Raw genomic sequence first — 25,767 nt, 5'->3', positions numbered from 1 at the left:
CGGACCCGGGGCTTTCGGCGGCCGGGCGGCGGCGGCCGGGCGCGGCGCGGTTACGCTGGGATCATGCCGTCCACCCGCCGTACCGCCCGACAGGCCGACCTGCTGGAACGACTCGTCGCGCTGCTCACGGCGGAGGGGTTCTCGGACCTCACCCTCGACGACCTCGCCGTGCGGCTGCGCTGTTCGAAGACGACGCTGTACCAGCTGGCCCGCAGCAAGCAGGGGCTGGTCGTGGAGGCGGTCAAGCACTACTTCCGGGGGGCGACCGAGGTCGTCGAGAAGCGGGTGGCGCAGACCGTGGACCCCTCGGACCGGGTCCGTGCGTACCTGACGGCCGTCGCCGAGCAGCTGCGTCCGCTCTCCCGCCGCTTCCTCGACGACGTGGCGGACTTCCCGCCCGCCCGGGAGGTCTACGAGGCGAACACGCGGATGGCCGCGGAGCGGGTCCGCCGGCTGATCGCGGAGGGCGTCTCCGACGGCGCGTTCCGCGACGTGCACGCCGCGTTCGTCGGCGAGGTCGCCGCCGCGACCATGCGGCAGATCCAGCAGGGCGAGCTCAAGGCGCGCACCGGGCTGAGCGACGCGGAGGCCTACGAGCAGCTCGCGTCGCTGATCGTGCACGCCGTCTCCCCCTGACGCCCGCTTCCCCGCTGCCGCCCGCGGCCGCTCCCGCCGCCTCCGGCGGCGATCTCCCCTCGCGAACGGGTGCCTTTCCACCCTCCCGTGCCGTACTGTGATTGATACGTTCGTACGCACTCCAGTATCACTCGGAGTACCACTCGGAGTGATACTAGAGCACCACTCGGAGCACCACTCGGAGCACTACTCAGTGGAGGTCACCATGCCTGCCACCCGCGCCCTGCCGACCGAGGAAGCCGTCGAGCTCATCCAGCTCACCCGCATCCTCGCCGCCAAGGAACTCGCACCCCGGGTCGCCGACGCGGAGGCGGACGGGGCGTTCCCCCGCGACGTCTTCCGCACCCTGGGCCGCAGCGGGCTGCTCGGGCTGCCGTTCGCCGAGGAGGACGGCGGGGCGGGCCAGCCGTACGAGGTGTACCTCCAGGTGCTGGAGGAGATCGCCGCGGTCTGGTCGAGCGTCGCCGTGGGACTCTCCGTGCACGCCCTGTCCTGCTTCCCGCTGGCCCGGTTCGGCACCGGGGCGCAGCGGCGCGCCTGGCTGCCGGACATGCTGGGCGGGGAACTCCTCGGCGCCTACTGCCTGTCCGAGCCGCACGCCGGCTCCGACCCGGCGGCCATGCTCACGCGCGCGGTCCGCGACGGCGACGCGTACGTCCTCGACGGAGCCAAGGCGTGGACCACCCACGGGGGGTACGCCGACTTCTACACGGTCATGGCCCGCACCTCCGACGACCGCGCCCACGGCATCTCCTGCTTCCTGGTCCCGGCGGACGCCCCGGGGCTGAGCGCCGACCCGCCGGAACGGAAGATGGGGCTGACCGGGTCGGCCACCGCCACCATGCGCCTCGACGGCGTGCGGGTGCCGGTCGGCCGCCGGATCGGGGAGGAGGGGGCGGGGCTGAGGATCGCGCTGGCCTCCCTGGACTGCGGCCGCCTCGGCATCGCCGCCGTCGCCACCGGCCTCGCCCAGGGAGCCCTCGACCACGCCGTGCGCTACGCGCGGGAGCGGGAGACGTTCGGCAAGCCGATCATCGAGCACCAGGGGCTGGCGTTCGTCCTCGCCGACATGGGCGCCGCGATCGAGTCGGCGCGCGCCACCGCCCTGGCCGCCGCCCGGCTGAAGGACCTCGGCCTGCCCTTCACCCGGGAGGCCTCCATCGCCAAACTCGTGGCCACCGACAACGCCATGAAGGTGACCACGGACGCGGTGCAGGTCCTCGGCGGGTACGGATACACCCGCGACTTCCCCGTCGAGCGCTACATGCGCGAGGCGAAGGTCATGCAGATCTTCGAAGGGACCAACCAGATCCAGCGCATGATCATCTCCCGTGCGCTGGACCGGAGCGAGGGCGGTGTGCTCACCGTCCTCGGCAAGGAGTGATGATGCAGCTCGAGAACACCGCCGCCCTCGTCACCGGCGGTGCGTCCGGCCTCGGCGCGGCCACCGCGAGGGCGCTCGCCGAGCGCGGCGCCACGGTCTTCGCCCTCGACCTGAAGGACGGCATCGACCGGGCCCCGGACGTCGCCGGCGTCACCTATGTCGCCGCCGACGTCACCGACCCGGAGCAGGTGCGCGCCGCCGTCGCCACCGCCGCGGGCGCCGGCGTCCCGCTGCGCACGGTGGTCAACTGCGCCGGCATCGGCCCGTCGATGCGGATCCTCGGCAGGAAGGGTGTCCACGACCTCGCCCTGTACGCCAAGGTGATCCAGATCAACCTGATCGGCACCTTCAACGTGCTCGCGCTCGCCTCGGAGGCCATCGCCGGCACCGAGGCCGACGGCGACGGACAGCGCGGCGTGATCGTCAACACCGCCTCCATCGCCGCCTACGACGGCCAGATCGGCCAGGCCGCCTACTCCTCCTCCAAGGGCGGTGTCGTCGGCCTGACCCTGCCCGCCGCCCGCGACCTGGCGCAGTACGGCATCCGGGTGTGCACCATCGCCCCCGGCGTCGTGGAGACACCGATGCTGGCCACGGTGTCGGAGGAGATCCGCACCTCGCTCGCCGCCGGCGTGCCCTTCCCGCACCGTCTGGCCCGGCCGGAGGAGTACGCCCGGCTCGCCCTGGCGATCGTCGACCACGACTACCTCAACGGCGAGACGATCCGCATGGACGGCGCGCTGCGCATGGCGCCCCGCTGAGCCCGCGACCGCCCGCCCCGGGGCCGCCCGCGCCGGGCATGCCCGCCCCGGGGCCGCCCGCGCCGGGCATGCCCGCCCCGGGGCCGCCCCCTCCGGGCATGCCGCCCCGGGGACGCCGTCTCCCGGGGCGGAGGGTGACGGCGGTGCGCACGGGGTAGATCGTGACCGTCGGGTGCGTCACCGTCGGGCGCGTCGTCGCCGGGTGTGAGGCTCCCGGCCGCGATCGGATCCTCGTTCCCCGTCGTCCCCGTCGCACAGTGAGGTGCTGGAAAAATGGACAGCTCTTCCCCCTCCCGATCCCGCAGACTCGCCCCGGCCGTGGCCTTCGCCGCGGCGGTGGCCCTGACCCTCGCGGGCTGCTCCAGCGGTTCAGGTGGCAAGAAGGCCGAGGAAAGCGGGAGCGGCGCCGCCGCGGGCAAGGCCGGCACACCGGCGATGACGGTCGCCCTGATCACCCACCAGGCGCCCGGCGACACCTTCTGGGACATCGTCCGCAAGGGCGCCGAGGCCGCCGCCGCGAAGGACAACGTCAAGCTGGTCTACTCCCGCGACCCCAACGCCGGCAACCAGGCCAACCTGATCCAGAACGCCATCGACCAGAAGGTCGACGGCATCGCCGTCACCCTCGCCAAGCCCGACGCCCTCAAGGCCGTCATCGCCAAGGCGACGGCCGCGAAGATCCCCGTCGTCGGCCTGAACTCGGGGGTGAGCGACTGGCAGCGGCTCGGCCTGCTGGAGTTCTTCGGCCAGGACGAGACGGTGGCCGGCGAGGCCCTCGGGGAGAAGCTGAACTCGCTCGGCGCGAAGAACGCCGTCTGCGTCATCCAGGAGCAGGGCAACGTCGGCCTCACCCAGCGCTGCGACGGCGTGAAGAAGACGTTCTCCGGCACCGTCGAGAACCTCTTCGTCAACGGCACCGACATGCCGTCCGTGAAGTCCACGATCACCGCCAAGCTCAAGCAGGACGCCTCCATCGACCACGTCGTCACCCTCGGCGCGCCGATCGCGATGACGGCCGCGCAGTCGGTGTCCGAGACGGGCAGCAAGGCGAAGATCGCCACCTTCGACCTGAACAAGGAACTGACCGGCGCCATCAGCGAGGGCACCATCGAGTTCGCCGTCGACCAGCAGCCCTACCTCCAGGGCTACCTGGCGGTCGACTCGCTGTGGCTCTACAAGAACAACGGCAACTACCTGGGCGGCGGCGAGCAGCCGGTGCTGACCGGCCCGGCCTTCGTCGACAAGTCCAACGTCGATACCGTCGCCGGCTTCGCGGAGAAGGGCACCCGGTGATGAGCGGGGCCCCGCACGCCGGGCCGGCGGTGGGCACACCGCCGGCCCCCGGCCCGCAGGGGACCGACGGACGGACCGCGCGCCGCCCCCTGGTCCGCAGGCTGCTGGCCCGCCCCGAGGTCGGCGTCTTCCTCGGCGCGGTCGCGGTGTACCTGTTCTTCCTCGCCACCGCCCCGCCCGTGCGCGACGGCAGCTCGATGGCCAACATCCTCTACCAGTCGTCGACCATCGGGATCATGGCCCTGCCGGTCGCCCTGCTGATGATCGGCGGCGAGTTCGACCTGTCGGCCGGTGTCGCCGTGATCAGCTCGGCGCTCACCGCGGCCATGCTCAGCTACCAGCTGACCCTGAACGTGTGGACGGGCGTCGTCCTCGCCCTGGTCTTCTCGCTCGCCGTGGGCCTGTTCAACGGCTGGCTTCTGATCAGGACCGGCCTGCCGAGCTTCCTGGTCACCCTCGGCACCTTCCTGATCCTCCAGGGCGTCAACCTCGCCGTGACCCGGCTGGTCACCGGCGACGTCGCCACCGACGACATCAGCGACATGGACGGCTTCGACCAGGCCAGGGCGGTCTTCGCCTCGTCGTTCGACGTCGGCGGCGTCCAGGTGAAGATCACCGTCGTGTGGTGGCTCGTCTTCGCCGCGCTCGCCACCTGGGTGCTGCTGCGCACCCGGTACGGCAACTGGATCTACGCCGTCGGCGGCGACCGGGAGAGCGCCCGCGCCGTCGGCGTGCCGGTCACCTTCACCAAGATCTCGCTGTTCATGCTGGTCGGCTTCGGCGCCTGGTTCGTCGGCATGCACCAGCTGTTCTCCTTCAACACCGTGCAGTCCGGCGAGGGCGTCGGCCAGGAGCTGATCTACATCGCCGCGGCCGTGATCGGCGGCTGTCTGCTGACCGGCGGCTACGGCTCGGCGATCGGGCCGGTCTTCGGCGCGTTCATGTTCGGCATGGTGCAGCAGGGCATCGTCTACGCCGGCTGGAACCCCGACTGGTTCAAGGCCTTCCTCGGCGTGATGCTCCTCGGCGCCGTCCTCATCAATCTGTGGGTCCAGCGCACGGCGACCCGGAGGTGACCCCCATGACGACCGACAACACCGGCCCGCACGGCGCCGCCCTCGCGGACCCCCCGCCCCCGGGCGGCGAACGCCCGCTGGTCGAACTGCGGGGCGCCGGCAAGTCCTACGGCAACGTCCGCGCCCTGCACGGGGTGAGCCTCGTCGTCCGTCCCGGCCGGGTCACCTGTGTCCTGGGCGACAACGGCGCCGGCAAATCCACCCTCATCAAGATCGTCTCGGGGCTGCACCAGCACACCGAGGGCGACTTCCTCGTCGACGGCGAAAACGTCCGCTTCACCACCCCCCGTGACGCCCTCGCCCGCGGTATCGCCACCGTCTACCAGGACCTCGCCACCGTCCCCCTCATGCCGGTCTGGCGCAACTTCTTCCTCGGCTCGGAGATCACCAAGGGGCCCTGGCCGGTCCGCCGCCTCGACATCGACCGCATGAAGAGGATCGCGGACGAGGAACTGCGCACCATGGGCATCGTCCTCGACGACCTGGAACAGCCCATCGGCACCCTCTCCGGCGGCCAGCGCCAGTGCGTCGCCATCGCCCGCGCCGTCCACTTCGGCGCCCGCGTGCTGATCCTGGACGAGCCGACCGCCGCCCTCGGCGTCAAGCAGTCCGGCGTGGTCCTGAAGTACATCGCCGCCGCCCGCGACCGCGGCCTCGGCGTCATCTTCATCACCCACAACCCCCACCACGCCTACATGGTCGGCGACCACTTCAGCGTGCTGCGCCTGGGCACCCTGGAACTCTCCGCCGACCGCAGCGAGGTAGGCCTGGAGGAACTCACCCACCACATGGCTGGCGGCGCCGAACTCGCCGCGCTCAAGCACGAACTGGCCCAGGTACGGGGCGTGGACGTCGAGGAGCTCCCGGAGGCGGAGGACCTCACCGCGCCCGTCGCGGAACCCGGTGACGGGACGCCCTGACCGCCCGCCCCGCCATGGGAACGGAGCGACTGAACGCCCTGATCCGCCCCGCCCCCGTCATGGAAAGGGAGAGCCTGAACACCCGTCACGTACGCTCGGCCGCATGGACGACGAACCGGTACGTCTGACCGCGGGCGCCACCGCGTCGGCCCCCGCCCTGCTGCTGCGCCCCTGGCGCCCGCGGGACGCGGCCCCACTGGCCGGGGTGTACGCGGATCCGGCCATGCGCCGCTGGTCCGGCGTGACCGTGGCGGACGAGGCGGACGCGGTGCGCTGGGTGGGGGAGCAGCGGCGGGGCTGGCGGACGGGGCGCCGCCTCGCCTTCGCCGTGCTGGAGGTCCGCCCCGGCGACGACGACGGCCGGCTGGCCGGGAACGTCGTCCTCAAGACCCCGCACGGAGCCGCCCCGGAGGTCGGGTACTGGACCGCCGCCCACGCCCGCGGCCGGGGCGTCGCCCCCCGGGCACTGGGCGCCCTGACGGACTGGGCGTTCACCGCCTTCGCCGGGCTCACCCGCCTCACCCTGCTCCACCAGGCCGACAACACCGCGTCCTGCCGGGTGGCGCGGAAGACCGGCTACGGGCTCGACGGCCTGCTGCTCGCCGCACCGCCGGAGTTCCCGCTCGACGCCCATGTGCACGTACGCGAGCGCCGGACCTGACGAGCCGGGCGGGCGACCGGCCGGGGAGAACCCGTCGGCCGAGGGCGGGAGATGACGAGCGCGCAGGGTGCGCGCCGGTCCCCGCACACAGGCTGCGCGCCGGTCCCCGGCGGGGGCGGGACACCCGGGCCGGCGGCGGGGCTCTGCCGGGCGCCGCCCACGGGCCCGGACCGCTGCCCGTCGGCGGAGGTGCCGACGGGCAGCGGTCCGGGACCGCTCCTATCCTGGTGCCGATGGGCCGCATGCGGCCCGTGCCCCTGGTGCGGCCGTGGCCTGCGGCGAACGTCTCCTCGTGGAGGAGTGAGCCCATGACCCACCTGCGTCATCGACTGCGCAGCGGGGCCGTCGTCGCCACGGCGGTGGGCGCGCTGATGGCACCGGCCGGCGCCGGCACCGCGGCGCCGCCCCCGGCCGCCGCCCAGGCACCCTCGCCGTCGCCGTCGGGGGACGACGTCCGCGAGCTCACCCCCGCCGTGCAGCGGCAGATCGACCGGGCCGTCCGACGCGTCATGGAGGAGGCGGCCGTACCCGGTGTGAGCGTCGGCATCTGGACGCCCGACAAGGGCCGGTACGTGAAGTCCTTCGGCGTCGCCGACAAGAGCACCGGCGAGGACATGCGGCCGGACCTGTACACGCGGATCGGCAGCGAGACCAAGACGTTCACCGTCACCGCGCTCCTCGAACTGGTCGACGAGGGCGAGATCGGCCTCGACGACACCATCGGCACCTACGTCGACGGTGTGCCGGGCGGCGACGAGATCACCCTGCGCCAACTGGCCGGCATGCGCAGCGGGCTGTTCAACTACTCGGAGGACGACGCCTTCACCAAGGCGCTGACGTCCGACCCGCAGCGCCCGTTCACCCCGCGGCAACTGCTCGGCTACTCCTTCAAGCACCCCGTGCTCTTCGCACCGGGCAAGGAGTTCTCCTACTGCAACACCAACCTGATCCTGCTGGGCCTGGTCGTCGAGAAGGTCAGCGGCCGGCCGCTCGCGGACTACGTCCATGAGCACGTCCTCACACCGGCCGGCCTGGACGACACGCTCTTCCCCGAGGGCAACGAGTTCCCCGAGCCGCACGCCCAGGGCTACACCGACCAGACCGCGACCGGCGAGGTCGAGAACGCGACCGACTGGAACCCCTCCTGGGGCTGGGCCGCCGGGGCCATGATCTCCACCCTGGAGGACCTGCGGGTGTGGGCGCGCACGGTGGCCACGGGCCGACTGCCCGACGGGAAGCGGATGATCAGCCCCGCCACGCAGAAGGAGCGGCTGACCACCCCGCCGACCACCATCCCCGGCGCCGGCTACGGGCTCGGCATCTTCGACGTGCAGGGGTGGATCGGCCACAACGGCTCCCTGCCGGGCTACGAGTCCCTGACCGTCTACCTGCCGTCGGCCGACACGACCCTCGTCGTGGTGCTGAACACCGACATCGACCACGACGGCGAGGAGCCCAGCACCCTGTTCGGCGACGCCATCACGACGATCATCTCCCCGGACCACGTCTTCGACCTGCCGGCCCAGCCCGCGGCGAGATGACGGCCGTGCGCCCGCCCGCGGCCACGGGCGCACTCCCTGGCCGTCACCGTCACCCGGCGCGCACCTCCGCGAGGGTCACCGGCCGGTGCTCGCGCAGCGACAGCGTGCACGCCTCCGCGACCCAGCCGGCCTCCAGGGCGTCCCCGATCGTGCAGGGGGACGGCCGGGTGCCGGCCACCACCTCGGTGAACGCGGTGAGTTCGGCGCGGTAGGCGGCCGCGAAGCGGTCCATGAAGAAGTCGTGGGGCGTGCCGGACGGGAAGGTCGCGCCGGGCTCCACCGACCGCAGCGGCAGCTTGTCCTCCAGACCGACCGCGATGGAGTCCCGGAAGCCGTGCAGTTCCATGCGGACGTCGTAACCCCGCGCGTTGTGACGGGAGTTGGAGACCACCGCGAGCGTGCCGTCGTCGAGGGTGAGGAGCGCGCCCGTGGTGTCGGCGTCGCCCGCCGCCTCGATGTAGTCGGCGCCCCGGTTCCCGCCGGCCGCGTACACCTCGGCCACCTCACGGCCCGTCACCCAGCGGATGATGTCGAAGTCGTGCACCGAGCAGTCCCGGAAGATGCCCCCGGAGGCGGCGACGTACGCGGCGGGCGGCGGCGCCGGGTCCAGGGTGGTCGAGCGCACGGTGTGCAGCGCGCCCAGCTCCCCCGCCCGTACGGCGGCCCGGGCGGCGGCGAAGCCCGCGTCGAAGCGACGGTTGTAGCCGATCTGGACGGGCACGCCCGTGCCCTCGACGGCGTCGAGCACCGCGACGCCCTCCCGCATGGTCCTGGCGACGGGCTTCTCGCAGAAGACGGGGACGCCGGCCTCGACGGCCGCGAGGACGAGACCCGGATGGGCGTCCGTCGCCGCGGCGATCACCACCCCGTCCACGCCCGAGGCCAGCACCGCCCCCGGCGAGTCCGCCACCTCGGCGCCGAACCGCTCCGCGGCGGCCTTGGCGGCCTCCGCGAACGGGTCGGCGACGACGAGCGACTCGACGGCGTCGAGGCCGGAGAGGGTCTCGGCGTGGAAGGCGCCGATGCGGCCGAGGCCGAGGATTCCGATACGCATGGGGTTGCAGCTCCTTACGAGAGGGTCCAGCGCCACCAGGGGGAAGGGAGGGGAACTAGGGCCTGTTGCGAAAGTCCCGCCTGCCCGACGACGCCATGCACGCACTCTCGCCGCACCGGCCCCTGACCCAAGTACATCCAGTACGAGGGCCAGGGGCCGGCACGCCGAGAGCACGCACCTGACGCCGCCAGGCCCGCCCTCCGGGCGGACGACGGGACTTTCGCAACAGGCCCTAGTCCAGGCCGCCGAGCACGTTCTGGTCCCAGTCGATCACCGAACCGGTGACCACGCCGGACCGCTCGGACAGCAGGAACACCACGAAGTCGGCGATCTCGTCCGGCTGCCCGAGCCTGCCCATCGGCAGCCGCTCCGCCGCCCGCTCGCGCCAGTCGTCCCCGGCCCCGTGGTACGCCCGCTGGGTCGCGTCCTCGCCCTCGGTGGCCGTCCAGCCGATGTTCAGGCCGTTGATGCGGACCCGGTCGCAGCGGTGAGCGTGCGCCGCGTTCCGGGTCAGGCCCATCAGCCCCGCCTTGGCGGCGACGTACGGGGCGAGGAAGGGCTGCCCGCCGTGCGCCGAGGACGTGATGACGTTGACGACCGTGCCGGGCGCCCCGCGGCCCACCATGTCCGCGACCGCCGCCTGCATGGCGAAGAACGGCGCCCTGAGGTTGATCGCGACGTGCTGGTCGAACAGGTCGGGCGTGGTGTCCAGCAGCGTGCCCCGCGCGGTCAGGCCGGCGGAGTTCACCAGGCAGTCGATCCGGCCGTACGCCTCCACCACCCGGGTGACGGAGGCCCTCGCCTGCTCGGCGTCCGCCAGGTCGGCCCGCACGAACATCGCCTCGCCGCCGGCCCCGGCCAGCTCCGCCACCAGGGCCTCGCCCGGCTCCGGGCGCCGCCCGGTGACCGCCACCACCGCGCCCTCGCGGACGGCGGCCCGCGCGACGGCGGCGCCCACGCCCTGGCTGCCGCCGTTGACGAGGACGACCTTGTCGTCGAGAAGTCCCATGATCGGGGAGTCCTTTCCACTCCGGCGCCCGGTCCTCCCGGTCACCCGGTCCTCCCGGTCACCCGGTCCTCCCGGTCACCTGGTCATTCCGGTCACCCGCTCATTCCGGTACGCCGGTCACCCGGTGCCCCGGTCGCTCGGTGCCCGGTCGTCCGTCAGCTCGCGCGCCGCTCGGCGCCGGCCCGCAGCTCGTCCCGCAGCGTCCGCGGTGTCCACGCCTCGCGCAGCGCCCGCCGTACCGTGTCCGCCTGCGAGGGCGGGGCCAGGCCGTCGACCGGCGGGTCGCTGTCCAGGTTGGTGGGGAAGGGGTAGCCCTCGGCGCTCGCGGCGATCACCCGCTCCAGCCCGGCCGGGTCGGCGCCGTCGGCCGCCCGCTTGAGCAGCACCGGATAGACCGCGTTCACCACGGCCTCGCGGTCGACGGTCTCCATGGCCCGCCCGAACGCGGAGGACACCTGGAGGAGGTTGGCCGTACGGCGGATGCCGGCGGAGCGGTTGGTCCCGGCGGCGTGGAAGAGGGCCGGGTTGAAGAACACGGCGTCGCCCTTCGCCAGCGGGAGCTGGACGTGGTGGGCGTCGAAGTACTCCCGGAACTCCGGCAGCCGCCACGCCAGGTAGCCCGGCTCGAACTTCTGCGAGTGCGGCAGGTACATGGTGGGGCCGGACTCGACGGGCATGTCGCAGTGCGCGACCGCGCCCTGGAGGGTGAGCACGGGGGAGAGGCGGTGGACGTGCGCCGGGTAGGCGGCCGCGGCCTCGTTCGAGAGGAACCCCAGGTGGTAGTCGCGGTGCGGGCTCTGGGCGGCGCCGCCCGGGTTGACCACGTTGACCTGCGAGGTGACCTGGTAGCCGGGGCCGAGCCAGGCGGTGGAGACCAGGGCGAGGAGATCGTTGGCGTAGTAGTCGGCGAACGCCTCGGGGTCGTGCCGGGCGGCCTTCTCCAGGGCGTTCCAGACCCGGTCGTTGGCGCCCGGCCGGGCGAAGTGGTCGCCCGCGGTGGCGCCCGAGGCGCGCTGCGCGGCGATCAGGGCGTCGAACACGGCGGTGAGCCGGTCGACGACCGACAGGTCGGGGAACGCGCCGCGCAGGACGACGACGCCGGGGCCGTCGGCGAGCGCGCGGACCAGTTCCTCCCGCACCGCCGGTCCGTCGGCGGCCCGCAGCCGGTCACCGTCGTAGACCAGGGCGTTGCCCGCCACGGACGCGGCGTGCGGGTGGTCGGCCAGGTCCGTGGCGCGCTCGACGAGCGTACGGAACGCGTCGAGGTCGCAGTCCCGCTCGCTCAGCCGGACGGAGGGCGGTGCCGAGGTGGAGGACATCGAGGACATCGTCGTTCCTTCGGTACGGGAAGCCGGGCGGTACGGGGCCGGGCGCGGTCCGGGGAGCCGGGCGGCCCTGTCATTCTTGTCAGTACAAACCCCTCGAACAACCGGCGGCGAGCCATCAAAAACCCCTCAGGGCCCGCCTCGACACCCCTCCCAGGAGCCTGCTGTGGGCCATCCCTTCCCGATCCGGGAGATCGCACGTCAGGCGGGCCTGAGCGAGGCCACCGTGGACCGGGTCCTCAACGGCCGCGGAGGCGTGCGCGCGTCCACCGCGCAGGAGGTGCACCGGGCCATCGCCGACCTCGACCGGCAGCGCACCCAGGTCCGGCTCGTCGGCCGCACCTTCATGGTCGACGTCGTCGTGCAGGCGCCCGAACGGTTCACCACCGCCGTACGCGCCGCCCTGGAGGCGGAGCTGCCGTCCCTGCACCCGGCCGTCCTGCGCTCCCGCTTCCACTTCCGCGAGACCGGCCCCGTGGCGGAGCTGGTCGCGACGCTGGACCGGATCGCCCGGCGCGGCTCGCAGGGGGTGCTCCTCAAGGCGCCGGACGTCCCCGAGGTCACGGCGGCGGTCGGGCGGCTCGTCGCCGCCGGCGTCCCGGTCGTCACCCTCGTCACCGACCTGCCCGCCAGCGCCCGCCTCGCCTACGTCGGCATCGACGACCGGGCCGCCGGCGCCACCGCCGCCTACCTCATGGGCCAGTGGCTCGGTGACCGGCCCGGCAATGTGCTGACCAGCCTCAGCAGCGGCTTCTTCCGCAACGAGGAGGAGCGCGAGATGGGGTTCCGCGGCGCCATGCGCGCCCGCCACCCCGAGCGGGCCCTCGTCGAGATCGCCGAGGGCCAGGGCCTGGACGCCACCCAGTACGACCTCGTCCGCGCCGCCCTCGCCCGTGACCCCGGCATCCGCGCCGTCTACTCCATCGGCGGCGGCAACATCGCCACCCTGCGCGCCTTCGCCGACGCCGGCCGTGAGTGCGCGGTGTTCGTCGCGCACGACCTCGACCAGGACAACACCCGGCTGCTGCGCGAGCACCGCCTGTCCGCCGTCCTCCACCACGACCTGCGCCAGGACGTGCGCGAGGCCTGCCACGCCGTGATGCGCGCCCACGGCGCCCTGCCACCCGCCGGACGGGTCCTGCCGTCGGCGATCCAGGTGGTGACGCCGTACAACATGCCGCCGCAGACGGTGACCGGGTGAAGGGCGTCCGCGCGGGGCTGTCGTGGGGGCCTCGGGGGTTCACGGCGGGGGTTGGGCGGGGCGCACCGGTGGGTTTTCCTACGGGTCCGGCGGGGTGCACCGGTGGGTTTCCCTACGGGTCCGGCGGGGTGCCTCCGGCGGGATGTTCCCGTGGGCCGGGTGTCACGTCGGCGGGGCGACGCCGACCCATGTCCCGCTCGCCGCCGAGCGGGACATCGCGTCCAGGACGGCCGCGCTGCGCACCGCGTCCGTGAGGGTCGCGCCGTACGGCCTGCCCTCGGCGACCGAGCGCAGGAACCGGTAGGCCTCGATCACCTTAAGGTCGTCGTAGCCCATGGCGTTGGCCGCGCCGGGCTGGAACGCGCCGAACTCGCCGGCACCCGGGCCGACGTACACGGTGCTGACCGGCTGGTCCTGGTACGTCGTGCCGCGGCTGACGGCCAGCTCGTTCATCCGGCGGAAGTCCCAGAAGACGGCGCCGCGGGTGCCGTGCACCTCGAAGCCGTAGTTGTTCTGCTCGCCGACCGACACGCGGCACGCCTCCAGGACGCCGCGGGCGCCGGAGGCGAAGCGGAGCAGGCAGTTGACGTAGTCCTCGTTCTCGACGGCCCCGAGGTCGCCGCCGGTGGCCAGGGCGTGGCCGGCGGTCGCGCCGGCGGGCCGGGCGCGCCGGGGGAGGAAGACCGCGGTGTCGGCGGTGAGCGAGGTGATGTCGCCGAGCAGGAAACGGGCCAGGTCGGCACCGTGCGAGGCGAGGTCGCCGAGCACCCCGCTGCCGCCGCGTTCCCGCTCGTAGCGCCAGGTCAGAGCAGCGTCGGGATGGGCCGCGTAGTCGCTGAACAGACGGATGCGGACATGCGTGACCGAGCCGATCTCGCCGGAGGCGATCAGCTCGCGGGCCGACTCCACGGCGGGCGCGCCCCGGTAGTTGAAGCCGACCGTCCCCTGTACGCCCGCCGCGGCGACCGCGTCCGCGACCGCGCGGGCGTCGTCGGCGGTGAGGCCCACCGGCTTCTCGATCCACAGGTGCTTGCCCGCCCGGGCCATCGCGACGCCGATCTCGCGGTGCAGGAAGTTCGGCGCGGTGACGCTGACCGCCTCCACCCGCGGGTCGGCGGCGACCTCGCGCCAGTCGCGCGTCGTGGCGGCGAAGCCGTACCGGGCGGCGGCCTCCTCGGCCCTCCCCGGCACCTCCTCGGCGACCGAGACCAGCTCCGGCCGTACGGTCAGCCGCGGGAAGTGATGGTGCACGCGCGCGTACGCCTGCGTGTGCACCCGGCCCATCCAGCCGAACCCGACGACCGCGACCCCCAGCGTCCGCACCATGACGGCCCCTCTCAGCCGGTGCCGGACCGGTCCACAGCCGTTCCGGACCCGTCCTCGGAGCCACCCTGTGGTCCCTCTCCACCCCTGTCAACCACGCCCCACGCCTCCCCGGGGACGGCCCCGACGGCGTCGGTCGTCGGTCGCCGGCCGGAGCCGGTCAGAGGGAGATGGCGTACGCCTTGCGCAGCGTCTCGTGCACGGTCCACGTCGTCCGGTCGCCCGCGCGCAGCACCGCCATGTCCCCGGGGCCGACCGTCAGGGTGGGCCCGTCCTCGACCTCGATCGTCGCCGAGCCGCCGACGACGACGAACACCTCGTCCGCCTCGGTGTCGGTGACGATTCCGGGTGTGATCTGCCAGACGCCGCGGACCTGCCTGCCGTCCGCCGACTCCCACACCACCCTGCCGGTCGCCTCGGGCGTTGTCGCGCCCCGCGCGACGCCCCTTTTCCGCCTCCGCTCCTGCACGCAATACGGCAGACAAAATTGTTGACAATCTTGTTTGGCTAGATTTAGGTTCGACAGGCACTCACTCAGGGAGGGCACGATGCCGAAAGAAGCCCGTCCGAGCACCGGGGAGCAAGCCAAACAGCACGCGTTCGCGCAGCTGAGGCAGGCGATCCTGCACGGCGAGATGGCACCGGCGCAGCGGCTGGTGGAGAACGAGCTCGCCGAGCAGTTCGGTGTGACGCGGGCCAGCATCCGCGCGGCACTCATCGACCTGGAGTCCCAGGGGCTCGTCGAGCGGATCCGCAACCGCGGTTCGCGCGTGCGGGTGGTGACCGTGGAGGAAGCGGTCGCCATCACCGAGTGCCGCATGGTCCTCGAAGGACTGTGCGCGGCGAAGGCGGCCGTCGCGGCCAGCGACGACCAGCTGATCGAGCTCACCGATCTCGGCACCGCCATGACCAAGGCGGTCGCCGACGGCGAACCGGTCACCTACTCCGACCTCAACCACGAACTGCACGTCCGCATCCGGGAGTTCTCCGACCAGCGGACCGCGCAGGAACTGCTGGAGCGGCTCAACGCCCAACTGGTGCGCCACCGCTTCCAGCTGGCACTGAGGCCGGGACGCCCGCAGCAATCCCTGAACGAGCACCTGACCATGATCGAAGCGATCCGGGCCAGGGACCCGCAGGCGGCCGAGACGGCCGTCCGTGCCCACCTCACCAGCGTGATCGAGGCGCTGCTCGACTGAGAGCCGCGGTCGGTGCAGCCGCAGCCGGCACGGCTGCCGTCATGGAGCCGCGGCCGCGGAGCCGCCGTCACGACGCCGCAGGGCCGCACAGCCGCGGCGGCGGACGGAGTCGTGATCGCGGACCCGTGATCGCGGAGCCGCAGCCGGCGGAGCCGTCGCCGGCCGGCCGAGCGGGCCGACGTGCGCAGCAGCCCTCGAGCCGTCCGAGGCGGGCGCCCACCTGTCACCAAGGAGATTTCAGCAATGACCCAGGCCAACGGGCCCGCCCCCCCACGGTCGGCCCTCGTCGTCACCGCCGCGCCCGCCGGGGACGGCGTGGGGCGCGCGGGCGGCGCCTTCGCCGTGACGGCCGCCCGGGGGGAGAAGGTCACCCTCGCGTGCCCGACCTCCGGTGAGCGCGGCGAGTCCGCCGGGGCGCGGCGCGAGGGCGGGAAGCCCGAGGGGATCAAGGTGATCCGCCGGGACGAGGCCGAGCGTGCCGCCGCCCCCCTCGGCGCCCGCGCCCAGCGGCACCCGTGGGACCACCACACCGGCCTGGCCGCCCGCCGCGGCGTCCGGCTCTCGCACCCCGCCGGCCCCCACCGGGGCCCGGCGCACCAGACCATGGCCGAGGCGCACCCGCGCCCCCACTCGCACACCGTTAAGGAGCCGGCATGAGCGGCGTGATCGTCACCAACCCGCCGAAGGCGGACCTGAAGGACGTCGACGCGCTGGCCGGCTACGGCGTGGCCACCGTCAGCGAGGCGATGGGCCGCACCGGCCTGCTGGGCCCGGACATCCGTCCGATCCAGCAGGGCGTACGGGTCGCCGGCACCGCCGTCACCGTGCTCAGCTGGCCCGGCGACAACCTCATGATCCACGCGGCCGTCGAGCAGTGCGGCGAGGGCGACATCCTGGTCGTCACCACCACCTCCCCGTCCACCGACGGCATGTTCGGCGAGCTGTTCGCCACCGCGCTCCAGCAGCGGGGCGTCCGCGGACTGATCATCAACGCGGGCATCCGCGACACGCAGGAACTGCGCGAGATGGACTTCCCGGCCTGGTCGCGGGCGGTCTCCGCGCAGGGCACGGTGAAGGCCACCGGCGGCTCGGTGAACGTCCCGGTCGCGATCGACGGCCAGGTGATCCGCGCCGGTGACGTGATCCTCGCCGACGACGACGGCGTCGTGGTCGTCCCGCGCGAGCGCGTCCGCGCCACCGTCGAGGCGTCCGAGGCCCGCGAGGTCAAGGAGGCCAAGGCCCGCGCCGCGTTCATCGACGGCGAACTCGGCCTGGACCGCTACGGCCTGCGCGGCACCCTCGAGCGGCTCGGGGTCGAGTACAAGACGTACGAGGAGTACGCGGGAGAGCGGTCGTGAGCCGCCTGCCCGAGGAGGTGCCCTGCCTGCTGATGCGGGGCGGCACGTCCAAGGGCGCCTTCTTCCTCGCCGACGACCTGCCCGCCGATCCCGCCGAGCGCGACGATCTGCTGCTGCGGATCATGGGCAGCCCCGACGACCGCCAGATCGACGGCCTCGGCGGCGCCCACCCGCTCACCAGCAAGGTCGCCGTGGTCTCGCCGTCGGCCGACCCGGACGCCGACGTCGACTACCTGTTCCTCCAGGTGGTCGTGGACCGGCCCGAGGTGAGCGACCGCCAGAACTGCGGCAACATCCTCGCCGGCGTCGGCCCGTTCGCCGTCGAGCGCGGACTGGTCACGGCGGGGGAGGAGGAGACGTCCGTCCGGATCCGCATGGTCAACAGCGGTGACCTCGCGACGGCGACCTTCCCGACCCCCGGCGGACGCGTGGACTACACCGGGGACGCCGAGATCTCCGGCGTACCGGGCACCGCGGCCCCCGTGGTCATCGAGTTCCCGCCGAGCGCGAACCCGCTGCTGCCGACCGGCAACGTCCGGGACGAGATCGACGGCGTCCAGTTGACCTGCGTGGACAACGGCATGCCGACCGTGCTCATGACGGCCACCTCCCTGAAGGTCACCGGCTACGAGTCGCCCCGGGACCTGGAGGAGGACCTCGCGCTCGCCGACCGGCTCCGTTCGATCCGGCTCCAGGCGGGCCGTCTGATGGGCCTCGGGGACGTCTCGGACGCCACCGTGCCCAAGCTCACACTGCTCGCCGCGCCCCGCGCGGGCGGCGCGGTCACCACCCGTACCTTCATTCCGGTGCGTTGCCACACCTCGATCGGAGTGCTCGGCGCGGCCAGTGTCGCCGCGGGCCTTCAGATCGAAGGCGGCGTCGGTGCGGACCTGGCGCGACTCACTCCCGGTAGTGACCGAATTCGCATAGAACATCCCACTGGGTTCCTGGACATCGAAAGTAGTCTCGGAGCCACCGCCGACGGCCTGCCCTCGGCCCGCCGCACCGCCGTGGTCCGCACGGCCCGCAAGATCTTCGACGGCACCGTGTTCCCCCGCTCCGCCGGAACGGCGCCGCTCACCCCGCACCCCCAAGGAGGTCAACGATGACTCCGCCGCTCGGCGACATCGCCCACATCGGCCACGCCCAGCTCTTCACCCCGGACCTGGACGCCAGCGTCGGCTTCTTCACCGACTACCTGGGGCTCACCGTCTGCGGGCAGGACGGCGACACGGTCTACCTGCGCACCTTCGACGACTACGAGCACCACAGCCTGGTCCTCACCGCCCGTGAGCAGCCCGGCCTCGGCCGGCTGGCCCTGCGCACCTCCAGCGAGGAGGCGCTCCAGCGCCGGGTGAAGGCCGTCGAGGAGGCCGGCGGCACCGGCCACTGGGTCGAGGACGAACCCGGCCTCGGGAAGCTCTACGTCACCACCGACCCGGACGGCCACGAGCACGCCCTCTACTGGGAGAGCGAGCACTACCGGGCCCCCGACGAGCTCAGGCCCGCGCTGAAGAACCAGCCGCAGGCCAAGCCCAACCGGGGCGTGGGCGTACGGCGGCTGGACCACATCAACTTCCTCGCCGCCGACGTCCTCGCCAACGCCGAGTTCCAGCAGAACGTCCTCGGCGCCCGGCCGACGGAGCAGATCCAGCTCGACAGCGGCAAGATAGCGGCCCGCTGGCTGACGTTCACGAACAAGTCCTATGACGTGGTCTACACCTCCGACTGGACCGGTTCCGCCGGGCGGCTGCACCACATCGCCTTCGCGACCGACACCCGCGAGGACGTCCTGCGCGCCGCCGACCTCGCCATCGACAGCGGTGTCTTCATCGAGACGGGCCCGCACAAGCACGCCATCCAGCAGACGTTCTTCCTGTACGTCTACGAGCCCGGCGGCAACCGGATCGAGCTGTGCAACCCGCTCACCCGGCTCGTGCTCGCGCCCGACTGGCCGCTGATCACGTGGACCGAGGAGGAGCGGAAGAAGGGCCAGGCCTGGGGCCTGAAGACCATCGAGTCCTTCCACACCCACGGCACCCCGCCGGTCGCCTAGCACCGGCACCACGGGGGGTGGGCGCGCACTGCGGTGCGGGTCCACCCCCTTTCCGTTCCATATCGTTGAAAAGATTGTTGACAAAAGCGTTGACACTCAGGGGAACGGATCCTTAGCGTCTAGCGCACACGGGGTAAGCCGCACGAGCCGCGTCACCCCTCCCCCGCCCCTCGCCTCGCATCGAGCGGGGGAACCCCGCCACATGAGTCCCCCTCCAGGGAACGCCTCCTGGACGAGAGGAAAACGACGATGTCCTCCTCCCCCGCTCTGTCCGCCCGCGGCAGCAGACTGGCCTTTCTGGTCGTCGGTCTGTGCTGGCTGGCCGTCCTCTTCGACGGCCTGGACATGTTCATCTACGGCTCGGTGCTGCCGCACCTGCTGGAGACGAAGACCTTCGGCATCACCCCGGACCAGGCCGGCGACCTCGGCAGCTACGCCACCTTCGGCATGCTCGTCGGCGCGCTGACCGCGGGCACCGTCGCCGACCGGATCGGCCGCAAGAAGCTGATGGTCGTCTGCGTGATCGTCTTCTCGCTGGCCTCCGCCGTGTGCGCGATAGCGGACAGCGTCGCCGTCTTCGGCCTCGGCCGCACCGTGGCGGGCATCGGTCTCGGCGGTCTGCTGCCCACCGCGATCAGCATGGTCTCCGACTACGCCCCGCGAGGCCGCGGCGCGATCGTCATCGGCCTGCTGATGACCGCCCACCACGTCGGCGGCATCCTCTCCGCCTACGTCGCCAAGTGGCTCATCGACCCCGTCGGCTGGCGCGCCGCGTTCTGGGTCTGCGTGCTGCCGCTGCTGTTCGCGCCGGTCCTCGCCAAGTTCCTGCCCGAGTCGCTGAGCTTCCTCGTCGCCAAGGGCCGCACCGAGGAGGCCCGCGAGCTGGCCACCCGCTACGACGTCGAGCTGCCCGCCGCCAAGTCCGGCAAGGCCGGCGCGGGCGACCGCTGGACCAACCTGGCCAACCTCTTCCGCGGCGGCGAGTGGGTCCAGACCCTGCTGTACTGGCTGGCCTCCTTCGGCGGCCTGCTCCTCGTCTACGGCGTCGCCACCTGGCTGCCCACCCTGATGCGCGCCGAGGGCTACGAGCTCGGCTCCGCGCTGTCCTTCGTGGTCGTCTTCAACCTCGGCGGCATCGTGGGCATGCTGGTCGCCGGCCGCGCCGCCGACCGCTTCGGCGCCCCGCGCATCTCGGCCCTGTGGTTCGCGCTGACCGCCGCCGGCGTCTTCCTGCTCAGCGTCCACATGCCGATGACCGTGACCATGATCGTCGTCTTCTTCGCGGGCCTCTTCCTCAACAGCGCCCAGACCATGATCTACGCGACGGTCTCCATCCGCTCCAACCCCGGCACCCGCGCCACCGCCGTCGGCTGGACCTCCGGCATGGGCCGCTTCGGCGCCGTCTTCGGCCCGTGGCTCGGCGGCCAGCTGCTCGCCTCCGGCCAGGGCGAATGGGGCTTCACCGCGTTCGCGATCGCCGGTCTCTCCTCCATGGTGTTCATCGGCATCGCCGCCCTCCGCAGCTCCAAGCCGGCCGGCGAGGACGACCGCAAGGACGAGCTGGTGGCCGCACACTGAGCGACCGGGCAGCGGTCAGGGGCTGCCCGGCCACCGGGGGATCGGACGAACGCCGGCCACCGCACGAGCGAGGTGCGGAGGCCGGCGTTCGGCGTTGCCGGTGCCGGTGCCGGTGCCGTCGCCGGTGCCGGTGCTGGTGCCGGTCCCGGTCCCAGTGCCGGTGACGGGGGCCGCGGTCCCCGGGCCGGTCTCCTGGGCGTTGGCCGGTGGCCGGTGGGCAGTGGGCGGTGGGCAGTGGGCGGTGGCCGGTGGGCAGTGGGCGGTGAGCGGTGGCTGGTCGGGACGGGCCGGTGCCGGCGGGCGGTGGTCCTGGCCGCCCTGGGCCCTGTGGGCCCGCGGGACGCAGGCAGCGTGCCCTGGGCCCTGTGGACCGGCGGGACGCAACCAGCACGCCCCGGGCTCGCCGCCCCGCCCGCTGCTTGCCGCCCGCTGCCCGCTGCCGGGCTCCCGCTGCCTGCCGCTCGCTGCCCGCTGCCGGGCTCCGGCTGCTTGGCGCCTGCCGCCTGCCGCTCGCTGCCCGGCTCCGGCTGCTTGCCGCCTGCTGCTTGCCGCTCGCTGCCCGCTGCCGGGCTCCGGCTGCTTGCCGCTTGCCGCCGGGTCCCGGTTGCCTGCCGCCCGCCACCAGGCCCCAGTTGCCTGCCGCTTGTCGCCGGGTCCCGGCTGCTGGCTGCTTGCCGCTTGCCGCCGGGCCCCGGCTGCCTGCCGCCTGCCGCCGGCCCCGGTTAGGGCCTGTTGCGAAAGTCCCGTCGTCCGCCCGGAGGGCGGGCCTGGCGGCGTCAGGTGCGTGCTCTCGGCGTGCCGGCCCCTGGCCCTCGTACTGGATGTACTTGGGTCAGGGGCCGGTGCGGCGAGAGTGCGTGCATGGCGTCGTCGGGCAGGCGGGACTTTTGCAACAGGCCCTACCGGCCTCGGGCACGCCTGGACGGACAGCCAGGCGCTTCGCGTCCGCCGCCGCGCGCCCGTACGGCCGGACCGCGTCCGGTGGGCCGTCGCGTGCTGCGGGCCGTCGTCGCGCGCCTGCCGCCCTCAGGGGGCTCGTACGGCTGCCCTGCGCCGTCGTACCGACGGCGTTCGGGCGGGTTCGGGGCGGGCCCGCAGCCGGGCATGCCGAAGCCGCCCGCGGTGAGGCGGGCGGCGGTGGTGCGGGGGCGGGGCCGGTGGGCCCGCGGGGCAGGGCGCGCGGCGGGCCGCCGCCGGCTCGGCGGGACCGTCCGGCGGCACGGCGCAGGGCGTCCGGCGGTCGCCCTCGGCGGCGGCCGGCGGACCGGTGCGCGTGCCCGCCCGGGAAGGCGGCGAGAAGCCGCGCGGGCGGACGCGGACGGGCCCGCGCCTAGTCGTCCGACCCCATCTGGTCCTCCGCCGACAGGTGCTCCACCGTCTTCCCCGTCTCGGTGAACGTGCGGGTGACGTGCCCCGACGAGTACACCCACAGGATGCGCAGCGGGCGGTCGCCGATGTTGCGGAAGAGGTGGGGGATGGGGGAGGGGATGTAGGTCGTGTCGTACTGCTCCAGCTTGGTCACCTCGCCGTCGACCCACACCTCCGCCTCGCCGTCGAGGATCGTGACGTGCTCGTCGCAGTTGTGGGAGTGCAGGGGCGCCCCGGAGCCGACCGGGTAGACGCTCATCCCGCTGGTGATCCGGTTCTCCCCGTTCGCCGACGGGGTGGTGATCAGCGGCGTCGTCACCACGGCGCCGCCGCGGTCGAGCAGCGGCACCGACGCGACCTTGATGATGGTGGTCATCCGGAGTTCCTCGTTCCTCTCCACTTCGCAAGGCATTGCGTCGAACGACGTTAGGTCGCCGTCCCGTGAATGGGGGGCCTCCGCCGTGCAGCTTTACCTTGCGCTCCGAGATGGGTGAGCCGCTCGGACACGGCTGTACCTTCACCTGGCACCGCACGGCTTTCGGACCCGTGCCCGTAATGCGCTGGAAAGAAAAGGCAGGTATCGGCCAGATGAGGCTCCCCGTACTCGACGAGAATCACATGGACGCGCGGCAGCAGGAGCTGGCCGCCCGCATCGCCGGCCGCCGGGGTGCCGTCCGCGGTCCCTTCCGGGTCTGGCTGCACAGCCCGGAGATGTGCGAGCGGGCCGAGTCCCTCGGCGCCTTCGCCCGCTTCGACTGCAGCCTCCCCAAGCACCTGCGGGAGCTGACCCTGCTGATGGCCGCCCGCAACTGGGACGCGCAGTACTCCTGGAACGCCCACGTCCACCAGGCGATCGAGGCCGGTATTCCGGAGGCCGCCGTCAAGGCGATCGCCGAGAAGCGGGAGGCGGTCTTCGACAACGAGGCCGACCAGGCCTTCTACCAGTTCTGCCGGGAGATCCTGGAGGAGCACTTCGTCACCGACGAGACCTTCGCCCGCGCCCACGAGCACTTCGGCTCCAAGGGCCTGGTGGACACCATCGGCGCGCTCGGCAACTTCACCATGCTCGGCATGTGCCTGAACACCTTCCAGGTGGACCTCCAGGCCGACAAGGAGCCCCCGTTCCCGGACGTCCGCGGCTACGGCCGGGTCGCCCCCGCCACGGACTCCTCCCAGCCGTGAGTCCGCTGACCGACCCGGACGCACCGGAAGGAGCCGCCGTGACCCCGACGACCCCGGCCCGCGCCGTGGTGGCCGACGGCACCGGCGCGGAGCCGCGCGCCGTGCTGCGGGTGCGCGGCGTGACCAAGCGCTTCGGCGGTGCCCTGGCCCTCAAGGGCGTCGACCTCGACCTGTACCCGGGCGAGGTGCACGCGCTGATGGGCATGAACGGGGCCGGCAAGTCGACCCTGGTGCAGGTCCTCGCGGGCGTCCACCAGGCCGACGGCGGCACCGTCGAGGTCGGCGGCGTGCCGCAGTCCGGTCTGAACGTGCGCAAGGCCCGCAAGCTCGGCATCTCCTTCGTGCCGCAGCGCCGGGAACTCGCCATGGGGCTGACCGTCGCGGAGAACGTCCTGCTGGGCGACCTGCCGACCCGGGGCGGCGCGGTGAGCTGGCGGACGGTCCGCGCCGAGGCGGGGGCCGCCCTGGCCGGGCTCGGCATCGACATCGCCGTCGACCGCGTGGCGGGCACCCTGACGGTGGCCGAGCAGACCATGGTGGAGGTGGCGCGCGAGGTCCGCCGGGGCGGCCGGGTGCTGATCCTGGACGAGCCGACCGCCTGTCTGAGCGCCAAGGACGCCCACCAGATCCGCGCCCTGGTGCGCAGGCTGCGGGACGAGGGCGTGGCCATCGTCTACATCTCGCACTACATCGACGAGGTGATGGCGGTCGCGGACCGGGTCACGGTCCTGCGGGACGGCCGGCTCGTGCGCAGCGCGCCCGCGACGGAGATGGACGCCGCGGGCCTGGTGCGCAGCATGGTCGGGCGGGACGTGGTCTCCACCCGTCCCGAGCGCCCCGCGCCGAAGGAGGAGAGCGGCCTCACCGTCCGCGGTCTGTCCCACGGGCGGGCCATCCAGGACTTCTCGGTCCAGGTGCGCAAGGGCGAGATCGTCGCCGTCCTCGGACCGGCCGGCGACGCCCAGTCCCGCCTGTTCGACCTGCTGTCCGGCCGGCAGCGCCCGGAGACCGGCGAGATCCACGTCGACGGCCGCCGGATCCCCCTCGGCCGGATCCGGGCCTCCCTCGCCGGCGGTCTGCGGTGCGTCACGGGCGACCGCCGGGCCCTGGGCCTGGTGGCGGGGCTGTCCCTGGACGAGAACCTGATGATGGCGGGCGACCGGTTCGCGCGGCGGCGGCTGCACCGCCGCGGCGAACTCGCCCGCCGGGCCGCCCCGCTGCGCGACGACTACGGCGTGGTCGCCCTCACCGGCAACCCGCCGGTCGGGTCCCTGTCCGGCGGCAACCAGCAGAAGGTGCTGCTCGGCAAGTGGCTGGAGACCGATCCGGTCGCCTGCTTCCTGGAGGACCCCACCAACGGGGTGGACGTGGCGGCCATGGCCGACATCCACACCCTCGTCGACGACCTCGCCGCCCGCGGCGTGGCCGTACTGCTCGCCTCCTCCTCCGCCGAGGAGGTCATGCGCCTGGCCGACCGGGTCGTCGTCGTGAGCGCCGGCCGCACGGTCGCCGAACACGACATCACCGCCATCACCCGCGACGAACTCGTCGCGACCGCACTCGGAGGTCAACCGCAGTGAGCCTCAAAACCCCCTCCGCCTCCCCGGACGTCGCGGCCGACGCACCGTCGGGCAAGCCCTCGGGCCTCACCTCCGGCAAGCTGCTGCACATACCTCACGGCGGTCTGATCCTCGTCCTCGTGCTCGTGGCGGTCTTCACCGCCGTGCAGGCGGATTCCTTCACCACCTCGCAGAACCTGCTCAACGTGCTGCGGCAGGTCAGCGTCAACGCCGTCATCGCGGCCGGGCTGACCCTGCTGATGACCTCGGGCGGCATGGACTTCTCCATGGGCAGCAACGCCGCCGTGACGCTCTCGGTCGCCGCGCAGCTGCTGCACAGCGGCTGGTCCACCCCGGCGGTGGTCGTCGTCAGCCTGGCGCTCGCCACGGCGATCGGCCTGGTCAACGGCCTGGTGGTGACCTTCACCCGGGTCGCCCCGTTCGTCGCCACGCTCGCCTCCGCGATGCTGCTGGACGGTGTCGCCCTGCTGGTCCTGGACGGCATGAGCGTCACCATCGGCGACAAGATGACCGGCCTGGGCAACGACAAGCTCGCCGGCATCCCGTACCTCACCGTCGTCGCCGTGCTCGTCCTGGCGCTGACCGGCGTGACGATGAAGTTCACGACCTTCGGCCGGGACGCCTTCGCCATGGGCGGCAACGAGCACGTCGCCCGGCTCAGCGGCATCAACGTCCCGGCCCGCAAGCTGGCCCTGTACGCGCTCGCCGGTGTGCTGGCGGGCCTGGCGGGCCTGATGCTGCTGTCGCGGCTCGGCGCCGCGGCGCCCAACACGGCGGGCCTGATGACGCAGCTGACCGCCGTCGCCGCCGTGGTGATCGGCGGCACCTCGCTCGCGGGCGGCCACGGCACCGTCCTCGGCACGGTCCTCGGGGTGATCCTCCTGGGCGTCGTCGCCAACGCGCTCAACCTGCTCCAGGTCAACAGCAACTACCAGTACGTCGTCACCGGCGGCGTCCTGCTGGTCGCGGCGGTCATCAACGAGTTCCAGCGGAAGTCCGCCCCCGGCGGCCACTGACCCGCCGGCCGGCCCGCCGCCCCCGGCGAGCGGCCGCCGACCCGCGGTCACCGCGCTCGTCACCGCGCTCGGTCACCGCGCGCGGCCACTGACCCGCGATCGCCGGCCCGCCGGTTGACCCGCGGCCGCCGGAGCGCGGCCGTCACCCCACCGGCCCCCGGCCCGCACCCCCGCTTCGCGCCCGCCCCACCCGTGCGCGCCCCCCCACCAGCACCGCACCTTCTCTTCAACGATGCAGGAAAGGCC

23 protein-coding genes and 1 pseudogene are annotated in these 25,767 nt (G+C 73.1%); 18 read left to right on the top strand and 6 right to left on the bottom strand.

All coding sequences use genetic code 11. The annotated features are described in order from the left end of the window. Nucleotides 1-63 precede the first annotated feature (63 nt). The 8 genes from ACZ3KJ_RS31615 to ACZ3KJ_RS31580 all read left to right on the top strand — a co-directional run bounded on the left by ACZ3KJ_RS31615 (nt 64) and on the right by ACZ3KJ_RS31580 (nt 8,272). Nucleotides 64-636, top strand: a complete 573-nt coding sequence (locus ACZ3KJ_RS31615) for a TetR/AcrR family transcriptional regulator (RefSeq protein ID WP_467531997.1) — start codon at nt 64-66, stop codon at nt 634-636. Nucleotides 637-841: 205 nt separating this feature from the next. Beyond that, the gene (locus ACZ3KJ_RS31610) at nt 842-2,020 is read left to right on the top strand and encodes an acyl-CoA dehydrogenase family protein (protein ID WP_467531996.1); all 1,179 of its coding nucleotides are present in this window, start codon (nt 842-844) and stop codon (nt 2,018-2,020) included. Nucleotides 2,021-2,022: 2 nt separating this feature from the next. Next, the gene (locus ACZ3KJ_RS31605) at nt 2,023-2,781 is read left to right on the top strand and encodes an SDR family NAD(P)-dependent oxidoreductase (RefSeq protein WP_467532074.1); all 759 of its coding nucleotides are present in this window, start codon (nt 2,023-2,025) and stop codon (nt 2,779-2,781) included. A 273-nt stretch (nt 2,782-3,054) separates the two neighbouring features. Further along, the gene (locus tag ACZ3KJ_RS31600; RefSeq protein WP_467531995.1) at nt 3,055-4,074 is read left to right on the top strand and encodes a sugar ABC transporter substrate-binding protein; all 1,020 of its coding nucleotides are present in this window, start codon (nt 3,055-3,057) and stop codon (nt 4,072-4,074) included. Further along, nucleotides 4,074-5,150 carry an ABC transporter permease gene (locus tag ACZ3KJ_RS31595; RefSeq protein WP_467531994.1) on the top strand — a complete coding sequence of 359 codons (1,077 nt, stop codon included), beginning with the start codon at nt 4,074-4,076 and terminating at the stop codon, nt 5,148-5,150. The genes ACZ3KJ_RS31600 and ACZ3KJ_RS31595 overlap by 1 nt, the downstream gene beginning before the upstream one ends. 5 nt (nt 5,151-5,155) lie before the next feature. Beyond that, entirely contained in the window at nt 5,156-6,070 is a 915-nt protein-coding gene (locus tag ACZ3KJ_RS31590) for an ATP-binding cassette domain-containing protein (protein ID WP_467531992.1), read from the top strand. 103 nt (nt 6,071-6,173) lie between these two features. Beyond that, entirely contained in the window at nt 6,174-6,731 is a 558-nt protein-coding gene (locus tag ACZ3KJ_RS31585) for a GNAT family N-acetyltransferase (RefSeq protein ID WP_467531991.1), read from the top strand. 308 nt (nt 6,732-7,039) lie between these two features. After that, nucleotides 7,040-8,272, top strand: coding sequence for a serine hydrolase domain-containing protein (locus ACZ3KJ_RS31580; protein WP_467531990.1), 1,233 nt, complete (start codon nt 7,040-7,042; stop codon nt 8,270-8,272). Between the two features lie 49 nt (nt 8,273-8,321). Here ACZ3KJ_RS31580 and ACZ3KJ_RS31575 read toward each other — a convergent pair whose 3' ends face one another. From ACZ3KJ_RS31575 to ACZ3KJ_RS31565, 3 genes are all read right to left on the bottom strand, one after another. Next, nucleotides 8,322-9,326, bottom strand: a complete 1,005-nt coding sequence (locus tag ACZ3KJ_RS31575; protein WP_467531988.1) for a Gfo/Idh/MocA family protein — start codon at nt 9,324-9,326, stop codon at nt 8,322-8,324. Nucleotides 9,327-9,558: 232 nt separating this feature from the next. Then, nucleotides 9,559-10,335, bottom strand: a complete 777-nt coding sequence (locus tag ACZ3KJ_RS31570; protein WP_467531986.1) for an SDR family oxidoreductase — start codon at nt 10,333-10,335, stop codon at nt 9,559-9,561. A 155-nt stretch (nt 10,336-10,490) separates the two neighbouring features. Next, nucleotides 10,491-11,654 carry a phytanoyl-CoA dioxygenase family protein gene (locus ACZ3KJ_RS31565; protein ID WP_467532072.1) on the bottom strand — a complete coding sequence of 388 codons (1,164 nt, stop codon included), beginning with the start codon at nt 11,652-11,654 and terminating at the stop codon, nt 10,491-10,493. Nucleotides 11,655-11,826: 172 nt separating this feature from the next. Between ACZ3KJ_RS31565 and ACZ3KJ_RS31560 the strand changes: the two genes are divergently transcribed. After that, entirely contained in the window at nt 11,827-12,861 is a 1,035-nt protein-coding gene (locus ACZ3KJ_RS31560; RefSeq protein ID WP_467531984.1) for a LacI family DNA-binding transcriptional regulator, read from the top strand. 162 nt (nt 12,862-13,023) lie between these two features. Here the strand turns inward: ACZ3KJ_RS31560 and ACZ3KJ_RS31555 are convergent, their stop codons facing one another. After that, nucleotides 13,024-14,187 carry a Gfo/Idh/MocA family protein gene (locus ACZ3KJ_RS31555; RefSeq protein ID WP_467531983.1) on the bottom strand — a complete coding sequence of 388 codons (1,164 nt, stop codon included), beginning with the start codon at nt 14,185-14,187 and terminating at the stop codon, nt 13,024-13,026. A 157-nt stretch (nt 14,188-14,344) separates the two neighbouring features. After that, nucleotides 14,345-14,608: pseudogene (locus ACZ3KJ_RS31550) on the bottom strand (cupin domain-containing protein); the annotation flags it as partial. A 124-nt stretch (nt 14,609-14,732) separates the two neighbouring features. Between ACZ3KJ_RS31550 and ACZ3KJ_RS31545 the strand changes: the two are divergent. The 6 genes from ACZ3KJ_RS31545 (at nt 14,733) to ACZ3KJ_RS31520 (ending at nt 20,375) form a co-directional block, all read left to right on the top strand. Then, entirely contained in the window at nt 14,733-15,383 is a 651-nt protein-coding gene (locus tag ACZ3KJ_RS31545) for a GntR family transcriptional regulator (protein WP_467531982.1), read from the top strand. Between the two features lie 243 nt (nt 15,384-15,626). Continuing rightward, nucleotides 15,627-16,040 (top strand): PIG-L family deacetylase, encoded by a 414-nt coding sequence (locus tag ACZ3KJ_RS31540; RefSeq protein WP_467531980.1) that lies wholly within the window; start codon nt 15,627-15,629, stop codon nt 16,038-16,040. Next, nucleotides 16,037-16,741 (top strand): 4-carboxy-4-hydroxy-2-oxoadipate aldolase/oxaloacetate decarboxylase, encoded by a 705-nt coding sequence (locus ACZ3KJ_RS31535; protein WP_467531978.1) that lies wholly within the window; start codon nt 16,037-16,039, stop codon nt 16,739-16,741. Before ACZ3KJ_RS31540 ends, ACZ3KJ_RS31535 begins: the two co-directional genes overlap by 4 nt. Before the next feature lie 32 nt (nt 16,742-16,773). Then, entirely contained in the window at nt 16,774-17,850 is a 1,077-nt protein-coding gene (locus tag ACZ3KJ_RS31530) for a 4-oxalomesaconate tautomerase (protein ID WP_467532070.1), read from the top strand. Next, nucleotides 17,847-18,797, top strand: coding sequence for a catechol 2,3-dioxygenase (locus tag ACZ3KJ_RS31525; protein WP_389521935.1), 951 nt, complete (start codon nt 17,847-17,849; stop codon nt 18,795-18,797). Before ACZ3KJ_RS31530 ends, ACZ3KJ_RS31525 begins: the two co-directional genes overlap by 4 nt. A 249-nt stretch (nt 18,798-19,046) precedes the next feature. Beyond that, the gene (locus ACZ3KJ_RS31520; protein ID WP_467531976.1) at nt 19,047-20,375 is read left to right on the top strand and encodes an MFS transporter; all 1,329 of its coding nucleotides are present in this window, start codon (nt 19,047-19,049) and stop codon (nt 20,373-20,375) included. 1,330 nt (nt 20,376-21,705) lie between these two features. Here the strand turns inward: ACZ3KJ_RS31520 and ACZ3KJ_RS31515 are convergent. After that, nucleotides 21,706-22,119, bottom strand: coding sequence for a cupin domain-containing protein (locus tag ACZ3KJ_RS31515; protein WP_467531975.1), 414 nt, complete (start codon nt 22,117-22,119; stop codon nt 21,706-21,708). Between the two features lie 242 nt (nt 22,120-22,361). Between ACZ3KJ_RS31515 and ACZ3KJ_RS31510 the strand changes: the two genes are divergently transcribed. The 3 genes from ACZ3KJ_RS31510 to ACZ3KJ_RS31500 are packed head-to-tail and all read left to right on the top strand — an operon-like array spanning nt 22,362 to nt 25,521. Continuing rightward, nucleotides 22,362-22,925: a carboxymuconolactone decarboxylase family protein gene (locus ACZ3KJ_RS31510; RefSeq protein WP_401694377.1), complete on the top strand. Its 564-nt coding sequence runs from the start codon at nt 22,362-22,364 to the stop codon at nt 22,923-22,925. A 38-nt stretch (nt 22,926-22,963) separates the two neighbouring features. Continuing rightward, a complete protein-coding gene (locus ACZ3KJ_RS31505; protein ID WP_467531974.1) occupies nt 22,964-24,505 on the top strand; it encodes a sugar ABC transporter ATP-binding protein in 1,542 nt (513 codons plus the stop codon). Next, the gene (locus ACZ3KJ_RS31500) at nt 24,502-25,521 is read left to right on the top strand and encodes an ABC transporter permease (protein ID WP_467531973.1); all 1,020 of its coding nucleotides are present in this window, start codon (nt 24,502-24,504) and stop codon (nt 25,519-25,521) included. Before ACZ3KJ_RS31505 ends, ACZ3KJ_RS31500 begins: the two co-directional genes overlap by 4 nt. Nucleotides 25,522-25,767 lie beyond the last annotated feature (246 nt).

This window comes from Streptomyces sp. NPDC003248 (genome assembly GCF_055563235.1).
The sequence above is the reverse complement of the archived record's forward strand: the minus strand, read 5'-3'. Positions and strand labels throughout refer to the sequence as shown.